General features: G+C 75.5%; 13 protein-coding genes. 11 read left to right on the top strand and 2 right to left on the bottom strand.

Annotation, left to right across the window (positions count from 1 at the left end; genetic code table 11):
• The coding region (locus BDZ31_RS22315) for an FAD-binding oxidoreductase (RefSeq protein WP_183345299.1) at positions 1-1,336 on the bottom strand (1,336 nt) is incomplete at its 3' end.
• Between the two features lie 4 nt (positions 1,337-1,340).
• The gene (locus BDZ31_RS22310; RefSeq protein ID WP_221243267.1) at positions 1,341-2,792 is read right to left on the bottom strand and encodes an FAD-linked oxidase C-terminal domain-containing protein; all 1,452 of its coding nucleotides are present in this window, start codon (positions 2,790-2,792) and stop codon (positions 1,341-1,343) included.
• Between the two features lie 67 nt (positions 2,793-2,859).
• Here BDZ31_RS22310 and BDZ31_RS22305 point away from each other — a divergent pair, with 67 nt between their 5' ends.
• From BDZ31_RS22305 to BDZ31_RS26145, 11 genes are all read left to right on the top strand, one after another.
• On the top strand, positions 2,860-3,369 hold the full coding sequence (locus BDZ31_RS22305) for a 2Fe-2S iron-sulfur cluster-binding protein (RefSeq protein WP_183345295.1): 510 nt from the start codon (positions 2,860-2,862) through the stop codon (positions 3,367-3,369).
• Positions 3,370-5,760 (top strand): xanthine dehydrogenase family protein molybdopterin-binding subunit, encoded by a 2,391-nt coding sequence (locus BDZ31_RS22300; RefSeq protein ID WP_183345293.1) that lies wholly within the window; start codon positions 3,370-3,372, stop codon positions 5,758-5,760. It abuts the gene before it with no gap.
• Positions 5,757-6,602, top strand: a complete 846-nt coding sequence (locus BDZ31_RS22295; protein ID WP_183345291.1) for an FAD binding domain-containing protein — start codon at positions 5,757-5,759, stop codon at positions 6,600-6,602. The genes BDZ31_RS22300 and BDZ31_RS22295 overlap by 4 nt, the downstream gene beginning before the upstream one ends.
• Positions 6,599-7,441 carry an AAA family ATPase gene (locus BDZ31_RS22290; RefSeq protein WP_183345465.1) on the top strand — a complete coding sequence of 281 codons (843 nt, stop codon included), beginning with the start codon at positions 6,599-6,601 and terminating at the stop codon, positions 7,439-7,441. The genes BDZ31_RS22295 and BDZ31_RS22290 overlap by 4 nt, the downstream gene beginning before the upstream one ends.
• Positions 7,434-8,759, top strand: a complete 1,326-nt coding sequence (locus BDZ31_RS26150) for a VWA domain-containing protein (RefSeq protein ID WP_221243265.1) — start codon at positions 7,434-7,436, stop codon at positions 8,757-8,759. The genes BDZ31_RS22290 and BDZ31_RS26150 overlap by 8 nt, the downstream gene beginning before the upstream one ends.
• Before the next feature lie 16 nt (positions 8,760-8,775).
• Positions 8,776-9,609 carry an SRPBCC family protein gene (locus BDZ31_RS22280; RefSeq protein WP_183345289.1) on the top strand — a complete coding sequence of 278 codons (834 nt, stop codon included), beginning with the start codon at positions 8,776-8,778 and terminating at the stop codon, positions 9,607-9,609.
• Complete coding sequence (locus BDZ31_RS22275) at positions 9,606-10,781, top strand: XdhC family protein (protein WP_183345286.1); 1,176 nt, start codon at positions 9,606-9,608, stop codon at positions 10,779-10,781. The genes BDZ31_RS22280 and BDZ31_RS22275 overlap by 4 nt, the downstream gene beginning before the upstream one ends.
• 147 nt (positions 10,782-10,928) lie before the next feature.
• On the top strand, positions 10,929-13,589 hold the full coding sequence (gene alaS, locus BDZ31_RS22270; protein WP_183345284.1) for an alanine--tRNA ligase: 2,661 nt from the start codon (positions 10,929-10,931) through the stop codon (positions 13,587-13,589).
• A 55-nt stretch (positions 13,590-13,644) separates the two neighbouring features.
• Positions 13,645-14,058: a Holliday junction resolvase RuvX gene (ruvX, locus tag BDZ31_RS22265; protein ID WP_183345282.1), complete on the top strand. Its 414-nt coding sequence runs from the start codon at positions 13,645-13,647 to the stop codon at positions 14,056-14,058.
• Positions 14,055-16,082 (top strand): endolytic transglycosylase MltG, encoded by a 2,028-nt coding sequence (gene mltG / locus BDZ31_RS22260; RefSeq protein ID WP_183345281.1) that lies wholly within the window; start codon positions 14,055-14,057, stop codon positions 16,080-16,082. Before ruvX ends, mltG begins: the two co-directional genes overlap by 4 nt.
• A gap of 13 nt (positions 16,083-16,095) precedes the next feature.
• On the top strand, positions 16,096-16,965 hold the full coding sequence (locus BDZ31_RS26145) for a shikimate dehydrogenase family protein (protein WP_343075673.1): 870 nt from the start codon (positions 16,096-16,098) through the stop codon (positions 16,963-16,965).
• The last annotated feature ends 44 nt before the right edge of the window (positions 16,966-17,009 follow it).

Raw genomic sequence — 17,009 nt, 5'->3', positions numbered from 1 at the left:
CCGCGTTCGCGCCGCCCGCGTTCGCGCCGCCCGCGTTCGCGCCGCCCGCGTTCGCGCCGCCCGCGTTCGCGCCGCCCGCGTTCGCGCCGCCCGCGTTTGCGCCCGCCGCATTCGCTCCGCTGACGTTCACGCCCGCCGCGGGCGTGCGGCTTGCGTTCGCGCTGCCCGCGTCCGCTCCGATCGCGTTCGCGCCACCGGCCCCGTTCCCGCCGCCGCCCGGCAGCGTCAGCCACGCGAGGCCGTAGGCCGCGCGCGCCACGAGCCGGGCGCCTTCGTCGCGCGCGACCGCCAGCATGCCGGCGAGCCGCGCCTGCGTCCCGGAGACGCGCAGCACGACGGCGCCGCGCTGGCCGTCGCGCTGGGCGGCCCACAGCGGCCCGTCGTCCTCGACGGCGGCGCAGGCGAGCCCGTGCTCGCGCAGCGTCCGCGCCGCCACCTCCGCGCGGTCGCGCGCGGTCGCGCCGGAGAAGCGCGCGAGGACGGCGCCGGCGGCGGCGCCCCCCGCGCCGTCGCCGGTCGCCGCCGCACCGGGCGCGCCACCGGTCCCGCGCGCGGCGCCGTCCGCGCGGCCCGTCTCGCCCGCCGCGCCGCTTCCGGCCGCCCGCTCGCCGCCCGCCGCGCCGCGCTCGGCCGCCCGAGGAGCTCCGCGTGCGTTGCGCCGATCCGCGCCCGCGCCCGCGAACGCCCCCTCCCAGCGCAGGTCGATCGCGTCGGCCTCGAGCGGCAGGTGTGCGAGCGCGGTCGCCGCGGCGGCGAGCGCGGCGGGGTCGTCGCCGCGGCCGACGACCGTGCAGCAGCGGGCCGGGAGGGGGTGGAGGCGCACGGTCAGCTCGCAGAGCAGGCCAAGCGTGCCGCAGGCGCCGCTCATCAGCTTCGCGAGGTCGTACCCGGCGACGTTCTTGATCACCTGCGAGCCGGCGCGCGCGACCGATCCGTCGGGCAGCGCCAGCTCGACGCCGAGCACGAGGTCGCGCGGGGCGCCGTAGCGGTGGCGCAGCGGCCCGCTGTCGCCGCTGGCGACGACGCCGCCGACGGTCGCGCCGCCGTCGGGCGGGTCGAGCGCGAGCATCTGCCCGGCGTCGGCGAAGGCCGCCTGCGCGCGGGCGAGCGGGAGCCCGGCCTGCACGACCGCCGTCATGTCGCCAGCGTTGTGGGCGACGAGCGCGTCGAGCCGCTCGGTCCGCAGCTCGGTCGGCGCATCGACGGGGAAACCCAATCCGCCCAGCTTCGTCCCGCCGCCGCGGATCACGACCGGGCCGGCGTCGCGCAGCATCGCGGCCGCCTCCGCGGCGCTTCCCGGGGTCAGCCGTGCCGGCGCGTGCGCGGCGCTCGCCATCGCCTCACATCCGCTCCGCCAAGCCGGCCTGCTCCAGCGGGTGGCGGCGATACGGGCCGGGCACCTCGCCGCACAGCCGCGGCGCCGGCATCACCTTGCCGGGGTTGGCCAGCCCGGCGGGGTCGAAGGCGCAGCGCAGCTTCTGGAAGGCGGCGAGGTCGGGCTCGCCGAACATCCGCGGCATGTAGCGCTTCTTGTCGACGCCGACGCCGTGCTCGCCGGTGATCGAGCCGCCGGCGCGGACGCAGGCGAGCACGATCTCGCCGGCCAGCTCCTCGGCCCGCTCGGCCTCGCCGGGCACGTGGCCGTCGTAGCAGACGAGCGGGTGGAGGTTGCCGTCGCCGGCGTGGAAGACGTTGGCGACCCGCAGCCCGGCGTCGCGCGCCAGCGCGTCGATCCGCTCCAGCACCTCGGCCAACCGCGTGCGCGGGATCACGCTGTCCTGCACGTAGTAGTGCGGGCTGATCCGCCCCATCGCCGGGAAGGCCGCCTTGCGCATCCGCCAGAAGACGTCGCGCTCGGCGGCGTCGCGCGCGACCCGCACCTCGCTCGAGCCGGCGACAGCGCAGATCGCGGACAGCTCGTCGAAGCGCTCGGCGATCTCGGCCGCCGGGCCGTCGAGCTCGACCAGCAGTGCGGCGCCCGCGTCGGACGGCCAGCCGGCGCCGGCCATCTGCTCGGAGGCGTCGATCGAGAGGCGGTCCATCATCTCGATCGCGCCCGGGACGACCCCGGCGGCGACGATCTCCGAGACCGCCAGCCCGGCCTGCGCCGGCGTGGCGAAGAAGGCGACGAGCGTCCGCACCGACTCCGGCGTCGGCACGACGCGCAGCGTGATCCGCGTCGCGATCCCGAGCGTCCCCTCCGAGCCGACGAAGACGCCGTGGAGGTCGTAGCCGGGCAGGTCGGCCTCCTTGCCGCCGAGCTGCGCGACCGATCCGTCGGGTAGCACGACCTCCAGCCCGCAGACGTAGTTGGTCGTGAAGCCGTACTTGAAGCAATGGGCGCCGCCGGAGTTCTCGGCGACGTTGCCGCCGATCGAGCAGACGATCTGACTGGAGGGGTCGGGCGGATAGAAGTGCGTCGGCCCGACCGCCGCCGAGATCGCGACGTTCGTGACGCCCGGCTCGCAGACGACCCGCTGGTTGGCGAGGTCGACCTCGACGATCCGCCGCAGCCGCGACAGCACGATCAGCACGCCCTCGGCGATCGGCAGCGCGCCGCCGGAGAGGCCGCTGCCCGAGCCGCGCGCGACCCACGGCACGCCGTGCTCGCGGCAGGCGCGCACGACCGCGACGACCTCCTCGGCGCTCCCGGGCAGCACCGCCGCGCGCGGGACGACGGCGTACTGGAGCAGCCCGTCGGACTCGTACGCGCGCAGCGCGTGATGCGCGGTCAGCACGTGCTGCTCGCCGCAGGCGGTTTGGAGCGCTTTCACCAGGGATCGCTCGCTCACGGCATGGGTATACCCGTTGCAATCGGCACAAGACGGCCGGTCGTCGTTCGGCATCGGAGGAGGAGACGTGAGCACGAGAGTCCCGATCCGCCTGTCAGTCAACGGCCGCGCGCATGAGCTGGAGGTCGAGCCGCGGCTGCTGCTCGTCCACCTCCTGCGCGACCAGCTCGGCCTGACCGGCACCCACGTCGGCTGCGACACGAGCAACTGCGGCGCGTGCACGGTCCACCTCGACGGCGAGGCGGTGAAGAGCTGCACCGTGCTCGCGGTGCAGGCCGACGCCGCGGAGGTCACGACGATCGAGGGCCTCACCGGCGGCGACGGGCTCCATCCGCTCCAGGCCGCCTTCTGGGAGGACCACGCGCTCCAGTGCGGCTACTGCACGCCCGGGATGATCATGGCCGCGGCCGACCTGCTGGCGCGCAACCCCGATCCCTCCGAGGAGGAGATCCGCCACGGGCTGGAGGGCAACCTCTGCCGCTGCACCGGCTACCACAACATCGTCAGGGCGGTGCGCGACGCCGCCGCGGAGCTGCGCGCCCGCGAGGCCGGCGCGCGCACGACGGAGGTGGTCTGAATGGGCGCCGCCGGAGCAGAGACCGCCGAACGGGGCCTCCCGGGCGGCAACGGCTACGTCGGACGGGCCCTCAAGCGCAAGGAGGACCCGCGGCTGATCACCGGGCGCGCGACCTACGTCGACGACCTCGTGCTGCCCGGCACGCTGTACGCGGCGATCGTCCGCTCGCCGGAGGCGCACGCGCGGATCGCGTCGATCGACGTCTCGGCCGCGGCGGCGCGCGAGGGGATCGAGGCCGTCTTCACCGGCGAGGACATGGACGACCTCGCGGCGCCCTGCCCGATGGTGTGGGTGCCGCCGGGCGTCGAGGTCCACGTCCCCGACCACTGGCCGCTGGCGAGAGGGAAGGTCGGCTACGTCGGCCAGGCCGTCGCGGTCGTGCTCGGCAGCGACAAGTACGCGGTCGTCGACGCGGCCGAGGAGGTGCTCGTCGACTACGAGCCGCTGCCGGTCGTCGTCGACCCCGAGGCGGCGCTGCGGGACGGCGCGCCGATCATCCACGAGCAGTTCGGCACCAACCAGGTCTTCGAGTGGGAGCTGGCCGGCGGCGACGTCGACGCCGCCTTCGCGGAGGCCGACGTCGTGATGGAGCGGCGGGTCGTCAACCACCGCACCGCCGGCGCGGCGATCGAGCCGCGCGGCGCGCTCGCCGAATGGCGCGAGGACCACCTGACGCTGTGGTCCTCGACGCAGATCCCGCACGTCGCGCGGGTGATCCTCTCGATCGAGCTGGGGATCCCGGAGGAGCGGATCCGCGTCGTCGCCCCCGAGGTCGGCGGCGGCTTCGGCTCCAAGCTGCAGGTCTACGGCGAGGAGACGCTGACGGCGTGGTGCGCCCGCAAGACCGGCCGGCCCGTCAAGTGGACCGCGACCCGCAGCGACGACATGCTGACGACCCACCATGGCCGCGACCAGATCGACTACGTCCGGATCGCCGCCACGAGAGAGGGCGAGCTGAAGGCGATCGACGTCAGAGTGATCCAGGACTGCGGCTCCTACCACCTGATCGAGGGGCCGGTGATCCCGACCTTCACCTCGTGCGTCGTCAGCGGCGTCTACGACTTCGACGCCGTCCGCACGACGATCGTCGGCGTCTTCACCAACAAGGTCACGACCGACGCGATCCGCGGCGCCGGCCGCCCGGAGGCGACCCACCTGATCGAGGTCTGCATCGACCAGCTCGCCGACGAGCTCGGGATCGACCGGCTGGAACTGCGCCGCCGCAACTTCATCCGCGACTTCCCCAACGAGCGGCCGCACGGCTTCGTCTACGACTCCGGCGATTACGACGGGACGCTCGACAAGTGCCTGGAGCTGCTCGACCTCGACGGCTTCCGCCGCGAGCAGGAGCAGCTGCGCTCCGACCCCGACCGTCCCGTCTACCGCGGCGTCGGCTTCTCGACCTACGTCGAGATCTGCGGCCTCGGCCCGTCGCGCGCGCTCGGCCCCGACGGCTGGGGGATGCAGGGCGGCTACTTCGAGTCGGCGCAGGTGCGCGTGCTGCCGACCGGCGGCGTGATGGTCTACACCGGCACCTCGCCGCACGGCCAGGGGCTGGAGACGAGCATGGCGCAGATCGTCGCCGACCGGCTCGGGCTCGCGCCCGACGCCGTCGAGGTGATCCACGGCGACACCAACACCGGCCCGTTCGGCAAGGACACGTACGGCTCGCGCTCGCTGTCGGTCGGCGGCGAGGCGGTCGCGCGCGCCGCCGAGAAGGTGCAGGACAAGGCGAAGCGGATCGTCGCGCACAAGCTCGAGGCGGCGCCCGAGGACATCGAGGTCGCCGAGGGCGTCTTCCGCGTCAAGGGCTCGCCGGAGCAGTCGATGACGCTCGCCGAGGTCGCGACCGAGGCGTACATCCCCGCCGACCTGCCGGAGGGCCTGGAGGCCGGCCTCGACGAGATCTCCTTCTACGACCCGGACAACTTCGTCTGGCCGTTCGGCGCGCACGCCTGCGTCGTCGAGGTCGACGCCGAGACCGGGCGCGTCGAGATCGTCCGCTGGATCGCCGTCGACGACTGCGGCCCGGCGATCAACCCGAAGCTGATCGACGGCCAGGTCCACGGCGGCGCGGTCCACGCGATCGGGCAGGCGCTCTACGAGCGGATCCACTACGACGAGGCCGGCCAGCTCGTGACCGGCACGTTCGTCGACTACGGCCTGCCGACGGCCGCGGAGGTCCCGTCGTTCGAGACGGCGCGGACCGAGACGCGCTCCCCGACCAACACGCTCGGCGTCAAGGGCGTCGGCGAGGCGGCGACGATCGCGGCCTCCCCGGCGATCGTCAACGCGGTGATCGACGCGCTGCGCCCGCTCGGCGTCAGATACATCGACATGCCGCTGACCTCGGAGCGGGTCTGGAACGCGATCCAGGAGGCGAAGCGATGATCCCGTCCGCGTTCGACTACGCCGCGCCCGACTCGCTCGACGTCGCGCTGCAGACGCTCGCCGACGGCGGCGAGGAGGCCAAGCCGCTCGCCGGCGGCCACTCGCTGCTGCCGCTGATGAAGCTGCGGCTGGCGGCGCCGACGCTGCTCGTCGACCTGCGGCGGGTGCCGGGCCTGCGCTCGGTGGAGCGCGAGGACGGCAGCTGGCGGATCGGTGCGCTGACCCGTCACGCCGACCTGCAGGGCCGCAGAGAGCTCGGCGCGGTCGGCGAGGCGACGGCGCTGATCGCCGACCAGCAGGTCCGCAACCGCGGCACGATCGGCGGCTCGCTCGCCCACGGCGACCCGGCCTCCGACCTGCCGACGGTGCTGCTGGCGATGGAGGGCGCCGTCACCGTCCGCGGCGGCGCGGGCACCCGCGAGATCACGGCCGCCGACCTCTTCCAGGACTACCTGACGACGGCGGTCGCGCCCGGCGAGATCCTCACCGAGGTGCGGGTGCCGGCGCTGGAGGGCTGGGGCCACGCCTACGAGAAGTTCTCGCGGCGGGCCGAGGACTGGGCGATGGTCGGCGTCTGCGCGCTGGTGCAGCGGGGCGAGGACGGCAGCTGCGCCGACGTGCGCGTCGCGTTGACGAACATGGGCTCGACACCGCTGCGGGCGCTCGCCGTCGAGGAGTCGCTGCGCGGCGGGCCGCTCGACGACGGCGCGATCGCGGCCGCCGCCGAGCAGGCCGACGAGGGCACCGACCCGCCCGGCGACCTCAACGCGAGTCCGCAGTACAAGCGCCATCTCGCGCGCGTCCTGACGCGCCGGGCGCTGAGACGGGCGGCGGAGGGCTGACCACGCTCCCGTCGACTCCACGCGACGTCGGCGAGGCGCTCGCCGCCGAGGGCTATCTCGCCGACGCCGCGCTGCGCACCGCCGTCTTCCTCGCCGGCGCCCTGGAGCAGCCGCTGCTGCTGGAGGGCGAGGCCGGCGTCGGCAAGACCGAGCTGGCGAGCGCGCTCGCGGCCGCGACCGGCGCGCGGCTGATCCGGCTCCAGTGCCACGAGGGGATCGACCAGCACCAGGCGCTCTACGACTGGGACTACGCCCGTCAGCTGCTGGCGCTGCGCGCCACCGCCGAGGGGATCGACGAGGGCGAGCTGTTCTCGCGCCGCTTCCTGCTGCGACGGCCGCTGCTGGAGGCGCTCGAGTCGGCGGAGCCGGTCGTCCTGCTGATCGACGAGATCGACCGCGCCGACGACGAGTTCGAGGCGTTCCTGCTGGAGCTGCTGTCCGAGTTCCAGGTCACGATCCCCGAGCTGGGGACGATCCGCGCCCGCCGCCGGCCGCTGGTCGTGCTCACCTCCAACCGCACGCGCGAGCTGCACGACGCGCTCAAGCGCCGCTGCCTCTACCACTGGATCGACTACCCGACGCGCGAGCGCGAGGCCGAGATCGTGCGCGTGCGGGCGCCCGGCGTGGAGGAGGAGATCGTCGCGCGCGTCTGCGACGCGGTCCTGCGGCTGCGCGACAGCGAGCTGTACAAGCTCCCCGGCGTCGGCGAGACGATCCAGTGGGCGCGGGCGCTGACGGCGCTCGGCGACGGCGACCTCGACGCGACGCTCGGCGTGGCGCTGAAGGTCCGCGAGGACCTCGACCGCGTGCGGTCCGAGGGGGTGCTGGAGGGTGTCTGAGCGGGGCGAGCGGCGTGGTTGGGACGGGCCGGAGCGGGGCGAGCGGAGCGGCGCGACGGCGCGCGGGCCGGCAGGGCGCGCGGGCGGCGGCGGACCGGCGGCGGGCGCTGGCGGCGGCGGGCCGGCGGCGGTCGCGGGCGGCGGCGGGCCGGTGGCGGGCGCGGGCGGCGGCGCTTCGGCGGCGGTCGTCGGTGCGCGGCTCGCCGCGCTCGGCGACGAGCTGCGGCGGCGGGGGGTGCGGGTCGGGACCGGCGAGGTCGCCGCGGCGGCGCGGGCGCTGGCGGCCGTCGACGCCGGCGACCGCGACGAGGCGCGGCTGGCGCTGCGCGCCGTGCTCTGCTCGCGACGCGACGACGGGCCGCGCTTCGACGAGGCGTTCGCGGCCGTCTTCGGCGACGCCGGCGCGACGCCCTCGCCGGAGGCCGGGCGCGCAGCGACGGCGCCGGGGGCGGCGCTGCCGCGCGGCGAGCCGGTCGGGCGCGGGCGGGCGCCGGAGCGCGGCGACCCGCCGGCCGAGGAGAAGGTCCTGCGGCCGGCGGCGTGGAGCGACGTCGAGCTGCTGCGCGACCGCGACGCCGCCGAGCTGAGCGAGCGTGAGCTGGCCGCCGCCCACGCGCTGCTGCGACGGCTCGCGCGGCGCGGCCCGGAGCGGCGCTCGCGACGGCTGCGGCCGCGCCGGGGCGGTGCTCCCGGCCGGCGCCCCGACCTGCCCGGGACGGTGCGGGCGTCGCTGCGCCACGGCGGCGAGCCGGTCGAGCGGCGCTGGCGCACGCCGGCGCGGATGCCGCGGCCGCTCGTGCTGGTCATCGACGTCTCCGGCTCGATGGCGCCGTACGCGCGCCTGCTGCTCGCCTATGCGCAGGCGGCGGCGACCGCGCGCCGGCGGGTCGAGGTCTTCCTGCTCGGCACGCGGCTGACGCGCGTGACGCGCGAGCTGCGCTCCAAGGACGTCGACCGCGCGCTCGAGCGCGCGACGCGGGCCGCGCCCGACTTCGGCGGCGGGACGCGGATCGGCGCCGGGATCGCCGCGCTCAACCGCGGCCAAGGCCGGCGGCTCGGGCGCGGAGCGATCGTCGTGATCCTGTCGGACGGCTGGGACCGCGGCGACCCGGCCGAGCTGTCCGCGGAGCTCGCGCGGCTGCGCCGCACCGCCCACCGGCTGGTGTGGCTCAACCCGCTGAAGGCGCGCCCCGGCTACGAGCCGCTCGTGCGCGGGATGGCGACCGCGCTTCCGCATCTCGACGAGTTCCTCGAAGGCCACTCGATCGGGTCGCTGGAGGCGCTCGCCGAGCTGTTGGAGGGTCCCCTGTCGCGCTAGGAGAGAGGAGGAGAAGATGAGAATGGAGCAGTCGTTCACCGTCGCGGCGCCGGTCGACGAGGTCTGGCGGGCGCTGGTCGACGTGCAGCGCGTCGCGCCGTGCCTGCCGGGCGCGGAGGTGACCGAAGCCGGGGAGGACGGCGTCTACAGAGGCCTGTTCACCGTCAAGCTCGGCCCGACGACCGTCGCCTACGCCGGCACGCTGCGGATGGAGCAGGTCGACGAGGCCGAGCGGAGAGCCGTGATGGCGGCGCGCGGCAGCGACCGACGGGGCCAGGGCGGCGCGACCGCGACGATCGCCTCGACGGTGCGCGAGCAGGGCGAGGTGACCGCCGTCGACGTCGTCACCGACTTCACGATCACCGGCCGCCTCGCCCGCTTCGGCCGCGGCGGCATGATCGCCGACGTCTCCAGACGCCTCCTGGCCGAGTTCGCCGCCTGCCTGCAGTCGAGCCTCGTCGAGGGGCGCGGAGCGGCGGCGGCGCCTGCGGGTGCAGCCGCGGCGGCAACCGCCTCGGCCACCGGCGAGCCCGCCGCGCGCGGGCTTGGGACAACCCCACGCGGCCCCGCGCCCGCCGCGGCCGGCCCCGCCGCCTCCGCGCCCGAGGCGGACGCGGCCGCCGTGCCGCCGCGGGCCAGCGAGGCGGAGGCGCCGACCAGCGCGCCACAGCCGACCGGCGAGCCGGCGCCGACCGCCACCGCCGCCGACGCGCCGCCGCCGGCGGGGAGCCGGCCCGCGTCGAGACCGCTCGACGCCGGCAAGCTCGGCTGGCAGGTGGCGCGGGAGCGGATGCGCGGCTGGTGGGCGCGGCTCGGGCAGCGGCTGCGCGCGATCGGAGGGAAGAGATGAGCGATGTGCTGGAGACGGTCGCCCGCTGGTCGGCGCGGGGAGACCGCGTCGCGCTCGCGACGGTCGTCGAGACGAAGCGGTCGGCGCCGCAGCCGATCGGCACGAAGATGGCGGTCAACGACCGCGGCGAGGTCGCCGGCGCCGTCTCCGGCGGCTGCGTCGAGGGCGCCGTCGTCGAGGTCGCCGAGACGATCCTTGGCGGCGGCGCGCCGCAGCTGCTGCGCTACGGCATCGCCGACGCGGAGGCGTGGGACGTCGGCCTGCCGTGCGGCGGCGAGATCGCCGTCTGGGCCGAGGACCACGACGCCGCCCCGGAGCAAGCGCGCTTCCTCGAGCTCGCGCGCGGCGGCGCCCGCGTCGCGCTCGTGACCGTCGTCGGCGGCGCGCGGGAGGCGGGCGCGGGCGACGGGGCGCGTCGGACCGGCGCGAGCGCGGCGCCGCCCGACCCGCACGCGCCGGCCGACCCGCACGCGGAGGCGCCGCGGCCGGGCGCGAAGCTGCTGGTCGGCGTCGGCGGCGCGCTTGGCGGGACGCTCGGCGACGACGAGCTCGACGCCGCCGCGCTCGCGCTGGCGCAGGAGGCGCTGTGGTCGGAGCGCAGCGGACTGCACGAGCTGGCCGGCGCGACGCTCTACGTCGACGTCGCCGCGCCGCCGCCGCGGCTGGTGATCGTCGGCGCGGTCGACTTCGCCGCGCAGCTGTCGGCGGTCGCGGCGCTTGCCGGCTGGCGGGCGTTCGTGATCGACCCGCGCGCCCGCTTCGCGACGGCGGAGCGCTTCCCCGCCGCCGAGCGCGTGATCGTCGCCTGGCCGCAGGAGGCGTTCGCGGAGCTGGCGCCGCTCGACCCGGCGACGGCGATCGCGATCCTCACCCACGACCCGAAGCTCGACGACGCCGCGCTGCTCGCCGCGCTCGCCTCGCCGGCTGGCTACATCGGCGCGATGGGCAGCCGGCGGGCGCAGGCGAGACGGCGCGAGCGGCTGGTGGCGGCCGGCGTCGACGAACGCCAGCTGGAGCGGATCTCGGCGCCGATCGGCCTCGACCTCGGCGCTCTGACGGCGGCCGAGACGGCGCTCTCGATCATGGGCGAGATCGTCGCCCTGCGCCACGGCCGCGAGGGCGGCCGCCTCGTCGCCGCCGGCGGCCGCATCCACGAGGCCGTCGCGACCTGACCGCCCGCTCCCGGGGAGGAGTGGCGGTCTGGGGGTGGATGTCACCCCCAGAGCGCCACTCCTCCCCGGCGCGGGCGGAGGCGGCTCGATCTCCGCCGTCGTTCGCGCAGCAACGGGCGCGGCCACGTCTCTAGACTCCCCAGACCCATGCCGATGACCTCCGACGAGATCCGCGAGACCTACCTGTCGTTCTTCCAGCAGCGCGGCCACCACCTGCTGCGCTCGGCGCCGCTCGTGCCCGCGACGCACGACCCCTCGGTGCTGCTGACGACGGCGGGGATGCACCCGCTCAAGCCCTACTTCCAGGGCGTGGAGGCGCCGCCGGCGAGACGGCTGACGAGCTGCCAGAAGTGCTTCCGCTCGACCGACATCGAGAACGTCGGCAACACGCTGCGCCATCTCACCTTCTTCGAGATGCTCGGCAACTTCTCGATCGGCGACTACTTCAAGGCAGAGGTCATCAGATTCGCGTGGGAGCTGTCGACGGAGGGCTTCGGCCTCGACCCCGACAGAATCTGGGTGACCGTCTTCGGCGGCGACGAGGAGCTCGGCCTCGGTCCCGACGAGGAGGCGATCGAGCTGTGGCTGCAGGTCGGCGTCCCGCGCGAGCGGATCGTCGAGTGCGACCGCGAGGACAACTTCTGGCAGGCCGGCCCGACCGGCCCGTGCGGCCCCTGCTCGGAGCTCTACCTCGACCGCGGCCTCGAGTTCGGCAAGCCCGACGACCTGCCCGCCGGCGAGAACGAGCGCTTCCTCGAGTTCTGGAACCTCGTCTTCATGCAGTTCAACCAGGACCCGGTCAACACGCTCACCCCGCTGCCGTCGAAGAACATCGACACCGGTCTGGGCCTCAACCGCTTCGCGGCGATGCTGCAAGGCAAGGAGTCGGTCTTCGAGACCGACCAGTTCTGGCCGCTGATCGAGCTGGGCCAGGAGCTGTCCGGGCGCAGATACGGCCAGGACGAGGAGACGACCCGCGCGCTGCGGATCCTCGCCGACCACAGCCGCGCGATGACGTTCCTCGTCGCCGACGGCGTCGTCCCCTCCAACGAGGATCGCGGCTACATCCTCCGCCGCGTGATGCGCCGCGCGATCCAGCACGGTCGCCGGATCGGCATCGAGCCCGGCTTCCTGCCGCGCTTCGCCGACGAGGTCGAGCGGCTGATGGGGAACGCCTACCCGGAGCTGCTGGAGCAGAGAGAGGCGATCCGCAAGTGGCTCGCCGCCGAGGAGGAGTCCTTCGGCCGCACGCTCGAGCAGGGCACGAGAATGCTCGACGAGCTGATCGCGCAGGCGAAGGGGAACGGGGAGGAGGGCCTCGGCGCGGCCGACGTCTTCCAGCTCCACGACACCTACGGCTTCCCGATCGAGGTCACGCGCGAGATCGCCGCCGAGCACGACCTCGGCGTCGACGAGAGCGGCTTCGAGGCGCTGATGGAGCAGCAGCGCACGCGCGCGCGGCTGGGCGGCAAGGGCGGCGGCGCCAAGGACGAGCTGCGCGAGCGCGCCGTCGAGCTGGCGGGCGACGCCGGCTTCCAGAGCGAGTTCACCGGCTACGTCACGACGGCGCAGGAGACGACCGTCGGGGCGCTCGAGGCCGAGCGCGACGGCCGCGTGCTCGTGAAGCTGGTCGAGTCGCCGTTCTACGCGGCCGGCGGCGGCCAGGTCTCCGACTCCGGCTGGGTGCGGTGCGCCGACGGCGACTGCAGAGCGAAGGTGGTCGACGTCCTGCGCGTCGCCGGCGGCGCCGACCAGGTCGTCGTCGTCGAGCCCGAGCAGGGCGCGCTGAAGCCGGGCGAGCAGGTCCACGCGATCGTCGACCGCGCCGCCCGCCACGCGACCGAGGCCAACCACACCGCGACCCACCTGCTGCACGCCGCGCTGCGCAGACGGCTCGGCGGCCACGTGCGGCAGGCCGGCTCGGCCGTCCAGCCCGACAAGCTGCGCTTCGACTTCACCCACGGCCACGCGCTCAGCCCCAAGGAGCTGCGCGACGTCGAGGACGAGGTCAACGAGTGGATCCTCGCCAACTACCCGGTGCGGGCGCTGACGACGACGCTCGACGAGGCGAAGAGCCTCGGCGCGATGGCGCTGTTCGGCGAGAAGTACGGTGACGTCGTGCGGATGGTCGAGGTCGGCGACGGCTCCTTCTCGCGCGAGCTGTGCGGCGGCACGCACGTCCGCTCGACTGCCGAGATCGGCCTCTTCCGCATCACCGCCGAGACCTCCAGCGCCGCCAACGTCCGCCGCATCGAGGCGATCACCGGCCCGGCCGCCGTCACGCTGCTGCGTGCCCACGACGAGGCGCTGCGCGACGCCGCGACCGAGCTGCGCGCGACGCCCGAGCAGGTCCCGGCCGAGGTCGGCAAGCTGCGCAAGAAGGTCAAGCAGCTGGAGAAGGCGGCCAAGCAGGGCGGCGGCGGCAACGGCGCGGTCGACGTCGACCAGCTGCTCGCCTCCGCGACCGAGCACGGCGGCGGCGCGCGCGTGCTGACCGCGATCGTCGAGACCGGCGACCCGAAGGCGCTGCCCGACGTCGCCGACCGCCTGAAGGGCAAGCTCGGCGACGCCGCGATCGTCCTCGGCACCGTCGCCGGCGGCAGAGTCCACCTCGTTGCGACGGTCGCCCCGGCGCTCGTCGAGCGAGGCGTGAAGGCCGGCGCGATCGTGAAGGTCGCGGCGGAGGTGACCGGCGGCGGCGGAGGCGGCCGCGACACGATGGCGCGCGCGGGGGGCCGCGACCCGGAGAAGCTGGCCGAGGCGATCGACGCCGCGCGGTCGGCGATCGAGGCCGCCCTCGCAGGCTGATGCGCCGTCCCGGCTCGACCCCGGGCGCCGTTCCGTCGGCGTCCGCCGTAGGCTGATGCGCGTGCTCGCCCTCGATTACGGCAGCGCCCGCTGCGGCTGCGCGGTCAGCGACCCGACCGGCACGCTCGCGACGCCGATCCCGCACGTCGAGCGGCCCGGCACCCGCAAGGGCATCGCGCGCGTCGCCGCCGTCGTGCGCGAGCGCGGCGCCGAGCGGGTCGTCGTCGGGCTGCCGCTCGGGCTCTCCGGCGCCGACACGCCGCAGACCACCGAGGCGCGCGCCTTCGCCGCCAGGCTGGGCGAGGTGCTCGGGCCGGAGATCCCGATCGACCTCTACGACGAGCGCTTCACGACCAAGATCGCGGCTGGCTTCGGCGGGCGCGAGAGCGAGGACTCGCGCGCCGCGGCCGTCCTGCTGGAGGACTGGCTGGCGCGCAACCGCAAGCTGTTCGAGGAGGCCGGCGCATGAGCCGCCGCGGCGGAGAGCGGTCCCCGGCGGAGCGGGAGGCGGCGCGCCGCGAGCGCGAGCGCCGCCGCTACGAGAAGGCCGGCAAGCCGATACCCGACCACCTGCTCGACGACCCGCCGGCCGACGCCGCCGCCGAGGAGCTCGCCGCGCCGTCGTTCTTCGACGAGCCGCCCGCGGAGCCGGCGCCGGCCGAGTCGCCGCGCGAGGAGCCGGCGTTCTTCGAGGAGCCGCCGCGTGGGGAGGAGCCCGCCTTCTTCGACGAGCCGCCGCGCGAGGAGCCCGCCTTCTCCGAAGAGCCGCCGCGCGAGCGGCCGCACCGCGAAACCGAGCCGCCGGCCGCACCAGCGTCGCCGCCGCAGCACGGCGCGACCGGACCGCTCGGCCACGAGCCGCCGGCCGCCGACGTGGCCGCGCCGCGCGAGGCGGAGCCGGCGGCGCATGACGCGCCGGCCGAGCCCGAGCACGATCCCCAGGCGACCCAGCAGTGGGACGTGACCGAGTCATGGCTCGACGACGCCGAGCCCCATCGTTCGCAGGAGGCCGCGCGGCAGGCGCCGCCTCCGCCGCCACCACCGGCGCCCGCGCGGGAGGCGGCGCCCCGAGCCCCCGAGCCGGAGCCGCCCGTGCCAGAGCAGGACCCGCACGCCACCCGTGCGTACGACGCGCACGACCCGCAGGCGACGCAGGCGCATGACGCGCTCGCGCCGCATGCCGCCGACGCGCACGACCCCCACGCGACCCACGCCCACGACGTCACGACCGACTGGACCGACGAGCACGCGGCGCTCGACCCGCCCTCGGAGGAGCACGAGGCGCCGCTCGGGACCAGACGCGTCACCGGCAGACAGCGGATCGACCTGTCGCACATCCACCGCCCGCGCCGCGGTGACGACGCCACGCCCCGCCGCGGCCGCGGCCGCGGCGTGCGCGTGAAGCGCCCCGGCGAGGTCGCCGGCGGCGGCACGCTGACGCGACGCCGCAGCAGCTGGGCCGGGCGGATCGCGGCGCTCGTCGTCGTGCTGATCGCGGGCGCGCTCGTCTGGTTCCTCGTCTCGCTGTTCCAGCCGTTCGGCGGCGAGGGGAGCGGCAACGTGACCGTGAGAGTGCCGCAGGGCGCGACCGCGGGCGAGATCGGCGACCTGCTCGCCGAGAGAGGCGTCGTGCCGTCGAGCTTCTTCTTCGGCCTGCGCGCCCAGCTGTCGGGCGATCGCTCGAACCTCAAGTCGGGCACGTTCAGGCTCAGAAGGGACATGAGCTACGCCGCCGCGATCGAGGCGCTGACGAGAGTCGCCCCGCCGCCGCCGACGATCACCGTCGCGATACCGGAGGGCCGCAGCCGCCGCGAGACGGTCTCGATTGCGAGAAGAGGCGGCCTGAGAGGCGACTACCTGACGGCGTCGCGCAGATCGTCGCAGCTCAACCCGCGCAGATATGGCGCGCCGGCCGGCGCGACGCTGGAGGGCTTCCTCTTCCCGGCGACATACGAGCTGCCGAGAGGCGCGAGAGTCCGCCGCCTCGTCGACGACCAGCTGAGAGCGTTCAGAGAGAACCTCGCGCAGGTCGACCTCCGCTACGCGAGAAGCAGAAACCTGACCGTGTTCGACGTGCTGACGATCGCCTCGATGGTCGAGCGCGAGGTGAGCGTCGCGAGCGAGCGGCCGCTGGTCGCGGCGGTGATCTACAACCGCCTGCGCGACGGCATCCCGCTCGGGATCGACGCGACGCTGCGCTTCGAGCAGAACGACTGGGTCAACCCGCTGCGCCAGTCGGTCCTCGACGCCGACACCCCGTACAACACGCGCACGCGCCAGGGCCTGCCGCCGGGCCCGATCGGCAGCCCGGGCCTCGCGTCGATCAGAGCGGCCGCCAACCCGGCGAGAAGCAACGCGCTCTACTACGTCGTCAAGCCGGGGACCTGCGGAGAGCACGCCTTCTCGGAGACGTTCGAGCAGTTCCAGCTCGACGTGCAGAGATACGACCAGGCGCGCGAGGCGGCCGGCGGCAGATCGCCGACGAGATGCTGAGCGGAGGCCGCGCGTGAGCGGCCTCTGCGGCGTGCTCGGCTGGCCGGTGCGCCACAGCCGCTCGCCGGTGATGCACGAGGCCGGCTACGCCGCGCTCGGGCTGGCCGGCTGGCGCTACCAGCTGCTGCCGGTCCCGCCGGAGCTGTTCGAGGAGACGGTCCGCGGCCTGCCCGGGGCCGGCTTCACCGGTGCGAACGTGACGATCCCGCACAAGGAGGCGGCGCTCGCGCTCGCAGACGAGGCGACCGCCTCGGCGCGCGCGATCGGCGCTGCCAACACGCTCACGTTCCTCCCCGACGGGCGGATCCACGCCGACAACACTGACGCGCCGGGCCTGATCGACGCGCTGCCGTTCGATCCGGCCGGCGCGAGCGCGGTCGTGCTCGGCGCCGGCGGCACCGCCCGCGCCGCCGTCTGGGCGCTGCTCGACGCCGGCGCCGCCGACGTCGCCGTCTGGAACCGAACCGCCGCGAGAGCCGAGCGGATCGTCGCCGAGCTGGGCGGCCGCGTGCTCGCCGCTGCCGCTGCCGCGCCGGACGCGCCTGCCGGCGCGGACGCGTCGCGCGTGCCGCCCGTGCCGGACGCCGACGCGCCGCTCCCCGCTGCCGACCTGCTCGTCAACACGACCTCGGTCGGCCTCGAGCGCGGGCAGGACCAGTTCGCCCACCTGCCGCTCGACCGCGCCGACCTGCGGCGCTACCGCTGCGTCGTCGATCTCGTCTACGGAGCCGAGCCGACCGCGCTCGTCGCCGCCGCGCGCGACGCCGGCGTGGCGACCGTCGACGGCCTCGAGCTGCTCGTCCGCCAGGGCGCCCGCTCGTTCGCGCGCTGGACCGGCCAGACGGCCCCGCTCGACGCCTTCCGCGCCGCCGCGCGCGGCTGACCGCCGCCGCGCGCGGCTGACCGCCGCCGCGCGCGGCTGACCGC

Source organism: Conexibacter arvalis (assembly GCF_014199525.1).
Classification (GTDB): Bacteria; Actinomycetota; Thermoleophilia; order Solirubrobacterales; family Solirubrobacteraceae; genus Conexibacter; species Conexibacter arvalis.
This window is presented reverse-complemented; position numbering and strand designations above follow the sequence as displayed.